Raw genomic sequence first — 4,382 nt, forward strand, 5'->3', positions numbered from 1 at the left:
CGTCAAGGCGCTGCAGGCCGCCGGCAGCTACACCGGCAAGCTGATCTTCTCCGGCTTCGAGTGGGACACGCCCACCCATGACCACATCGGCATCGGCATCTTCGAAGGCGACCCGACGCTCGCCACCTCCGCCAGCGCGATGAAGGAGTTCCAGTACGTCTTCACCAACGGCGACGACTCGCTGTTCCAGGCGGACGACCTGGCCCGCTGGAAGGCGAAGTACAGCCAGCGCGCCAACGCCACGGCCGCCGACGCGCTCAAGGGCATCGCCTGGCTGAAGGACAACTACCCGGACACCAGCTACGCGGTCATCAACCATCCGTCGCGCAATCCCGGCAAGTACACGATCGCCGACTTCCGGCAGATGAATGACCTCGCGCCGAAGATCGTCTTCGCGATCGAGGGCATGGTGGGCAACCAGATGGAGCCCAACCGCGGCGGCTACACCTCGGCCTACATCGACGCCAACAAGCCCAACCGCACCTACGGCGGCACCGACTACGTCGTCGCCCAGCTCGGCGGCGTGTGGGACGCGCTGCTGGGGGAAGGGCGTCGCATCTGGAACGTCGCGAACTCCGACTCGCACTTCGAGATCGATGCCGCCGGCAACAGCAGCGGCTACTACCCCGGCGAGTACGCGAAGAACTACGTGTGGCAGCCCAAGGGCAGCACCGGCGTCGCCGGCCTGCTGGGCAGCCTGCGCGCGGGCCGCGGCTTCGGTGTGTTCGGCGACCTGATCAACGCGCTGGATTTCCGCGCCGCGGCCGGCGGCGGCCAGGCGACCATGGGTCAGGAGCTGGTCGCCAGCGCGGGACAGACGGTCACCGTCACCCTGCGCTTCAAGAGCCCGGCGGTGAACAACTATCAGCGGCCGGTCAACAGCGGCAACCTCGGCAACATGGTGCCCAAGGTGCATCACGTCGACCTGATCGTCGGCGACGTCGGTCCCAAGGCGGTGCCCGGCACGCCGGCCTACGACGTGGCGACGAATCCGTCGACGCGGGTGCTCAAGCGTTTCACCAGCGCCGACTGGACCCTGGGCGCGGACGGCTACTACAGCGTCACGACGACGCTGCCGGCGAGCCGGAGCCAGTACCTGCGCCTGCGCGGCACCAACCTGGCCGAGGACGTGCCCGGCCTGAGCGCCGGTGGCGAGCCGCTCGCCGACCAGCCGGTGAACACGGCCGACAACGCGACGCGCCATGACCAGATCAACGACCGCAACTACGGCAGCCTGTGGTTCTACTCGAACCCGATCTTCGTCACCGTGAAGTGAGGCGCGCGACGCGGGCTCGCGCTGGGCGCGCGTCGCTGGCGAGCCGCCAGTCGTCCGGGCGGCACAATCGCGGCTCGGAGCTGGCCGGTTCCCAGTCCTGCGCACCCGCATCGCCATGTCCATCCGCATCGTCCAACTCGGCGTCACGCCGCGCCTGCCCGACGAGGGCGCCCGCCTCGGCACCGTGCGTCGCCCACCGCGCGGCGTCCGCAAGGAGGACTACGCCCGCCTGGGCTACTACGACAGCTGGCTGCCGCTGCTGGCGCCCAGCGCCGAGCTGATGGCGCAGGGCAAGGCGGCCGAGGACGACCGGCAATGGGCCGCCTTCGCCAAGGCCTACCGCAAGGAGATGGGCGAGTCCGCGCCGTCGCAGCTGCTGGATGCGCTGGCGGCGCTGTCGCACTCGGCCAACCTGTCGGTGGGCTGCTACTGCGAAAACCCGGCGCGCTGCCACCGCAGCTCACGCAGCTGCTGGAGGAGCGCGGCGCCGCGCTGCGCGCCGAGTGAGCCCGGTCAGCGATCCGCGTTGAACTGGATTGCCGCAAGCATGCGCGTCAGCTTCTCGACGCGCGACGGCGCCAGGAACTGCCGGGCCCAGGCGAGTCGGCCCAGCAACGGCCCGCGCAAGGCCGGATCCACCGGGACGGATCGCGACCGCAGGCCAAGCTGGTGCAGTTCCGCCTTGAGGCGGTCGTAGCGCTCGCGCGCGAGATTCGGCCGCGTGTTGACGACGACGCCGGTGACGGACTGGCGCCCGCCCGCCGGCATCGCGCGCGTCTTGTCGCGCCGCAGGCGGAAGCCCTCGTCCTCGACGATGGCCGTGACCCAGGCGCGCAGCGCGCGTTGATCGCGGCGCAGCGAGGCGGGCCCGGAGAACACCAGGTCATCCGCGTAGCGCGTGTAGCGCGCACCGAAGCGCCGCGCCAATCCGTCCAGTCGCAGGTCCATCGGGAACGCGCACAGGTTGGCCAGCACTGGCGAGGTGGGCGCGCCCTGCGGCAGGTGGAAGGACGCGAGGCGCCGGGCGCCGTCGGCATCGATCGAGTCGTCCTCGCGCAGTCGCTCGCGCAGCGGCGCGGGCGTGCGGGTCAGGCACAGCAGCACGAGGCGCTCCACCACCGCGTCCGGCAGGCCCAGCGTGCGCAGCGTCGCGCTGACGCGTGCCCGGCCGATGCTCGGGAAGAAGTCGCGCAGGTCGAAGCGGATCACGAAGTCCTGGCCCGCATGGCCGGCCGCATGCGTCGCGACGTTGCGGCCGCGCACGAAGCCGTGCGCCGCCTCGTGGCAGGGCAACTGCTGCAGGAAGTCGTCAAGCAGGCGGCGCTGCAGGGTCTTGAGCCGCGGCATCGGGGCCTCGATGAGGCGCAGCCCGCCGCGGCGCTTGCGCACGAGCAGGCCGCGGTAATGGGGCGTCGGATGCGCATGCGGTTGGCGCGGCGTCGCGGTGCGCTCGCGGTACTGGCGCGCGGGACCGGCGAAGTGATCCAGCTCGTCGAGCGTGAGGCCGAGCCAGGCCGCGAGATCCGCCTCGGTCGACCAGTCCTGCAGCGCCAGCGATGCCAGCGCCGGCGGAGGCGGCCGCAGGCGAGACGGTCGCAGCGCAGGCGGCGCACCGTCGGCCGTGGGCGCTCCGGATCGAAGCCGGCGTGGAATGCCTCGAGCGATTGCAGCGCGTCGGCGAGGCTCGCCACCGAGTGGGCCAGCCACACGGGCCCCGCCCAGCGCGCCAGCTCGGCGCACAAGGGCGTGAGCCAAGGGCGCGCTTCGGCGCCAAGGCATTGCTCCGCGCGCGCCTGCAGCGCATGGGCCTCGCGGCCACGTGGCGCGTCGTCGTCCGTCTGCAGCGCCCGCGCGAGCGCCAGCGCGATCCAGCGGGGATAGGTCAGCGGCGCGGCAAGGCTCATTGGCGTGGAGGCACTCCAGGATCAGCGACGCGACCGGGGAAAAGGGCTCGGCGCGGCGAACGGCAAGCGGCGACCTCCGGCGACCGCCAACTCACCGGTCCCGCCGATTCAGGTCCGCGCGGCAGCGCGGCGCCGAATCCGCGCCGGATGTCTGACTGTGGAGAGCGCCGCGGGGATGCCCCGCGGCCGGAGGCGCGAACGCTTCCGAAAGGCTTGGCGGCGCCGGAGGTCGGCGGCGATTATGGGTGCGGGCCGCGAGCCCGCTCAAGCCGGCGTTCAGGCCGCGTGAGGACGTTCCCGTGCACGCGCGCCCTCACCGCGCGAGCATCACGCCGCGCTCAGCACCGCCTGCTTCGCCGCGTTCGCCTCCAGCGGGATGTAGGCCTGATCGGACTCGGCGCGCTTGGCCTCGCAGCTGGCCACCAGCTGCTTCTGCCATTGCGAGTGGCGGTCGAAGAGCTCCGCGATCCAGTCGACGAAGACCCGCAGCTTGGTGCTCAGGTGCCGGTTCGGCGGATACACGACATACAGCGGCAGCGGGTCCGATTCCCAGTCGCACAGGAAGGGCACGAGCTCGCCGGCATCGATGTGCGGCTTGATCATGAAGTAGGGCGCCTGGATCACGCCCAGCCCGGTCAGGCCCGCCGTCATGTACGCGTTGCCGTCGTTGACCGAGACCTTGTAGTGGCCGTAGATCTCGTAGCGCAGGCCGTTCTTGCTGTAGTCGAACGGGAAGCGCTTGCCGGTGCGCGTCGAGAAATAGCTCACCACGTGGTGCTGGTCGGACTCCAGGTCCAGCGGATGCTGCGGCATGCCGTGGCGCTGGATGTAGGCGGGCGAGGCGCAGCAGCCGTAGCCCCAGTCGCCAATGCGCCGCGCCACCAGCGACTGGTCGGTGATCTCGCCGCCGCGCACGACGCAGTCGACGTTGTCGCCGATCAGGTCCACCGGCCGGTCCGACACGCCCAGGTCGATCTGGATGTCCGGATGTCTTGCATAAAACTCCGGAAGTGCAGGAATCAGCAGCAGCCGCGCCACGCTCGACGCGACGTCGACGCGGATCCGCCCCTTCGGCGCCGCGCGCGCGTGCGACACGGAGCCCTCCAGCTCCTCGATGTCCGACAGCAGCCGCGTGACCCGCTCGTAATAGGCGGCGCCATCGGGCGTGACGCTGACGCGCCGCGTGGTGCGGTTCAGCAGCT

General features: G+C 71.0%; 3 protein-coding genes and 1 pseudogene. 2 read left to right on the forward strand and 2 right to left on the reverse strand.

The window, feature by feature from the left end:
• Nucleotides 1–1,276: S-layer protein (locus FUT87_RS19450; protein ID WP_147242093.1), on the forward strand; the 1,276-nt coding region annotated here is incomplete at its 5' end.
• Between the two features lie 115 nt (nucleotides 1,277–1,391).
• Nucleotides 1,392–1,783: pseudogene (locus FUT87_RS19455) on the forward strand (DUF488 domain-containing protein).
• A gap of 6 nt (nucleotides 1,784–1,789) precedes the next feature.
• Here the strand turns inward: FUT87_RS19455 and FUT87_RS19460 are convergent.
• Nucleotides 1,790–3,031 (reverse strand): reverse transcriptase family protein, encoded by a 1,242-nt coding sequence (locus FUT87_RS19460; protein WP_186830637.1) that lies wholly within the window; start codon nucleotides 3,029–3,031, stop codon nucleotides 1,790–1,792.
• A gap of 476 nt (nucleotides 3,032–3,507) precedes the next feature.
• A partial coding sequence (locus FUT87_RS19465) for a LysR substrate-binding domain-containing protein (RefSeq protein ID WP_147242095.1) occupies nucleotides 3,508–4,382 on the reverse strand: 875 nt, incomplete at its 5' end.

It is taken from the genome of Mitsuaria sp. TWR114 (assembly GCF_007997345.1).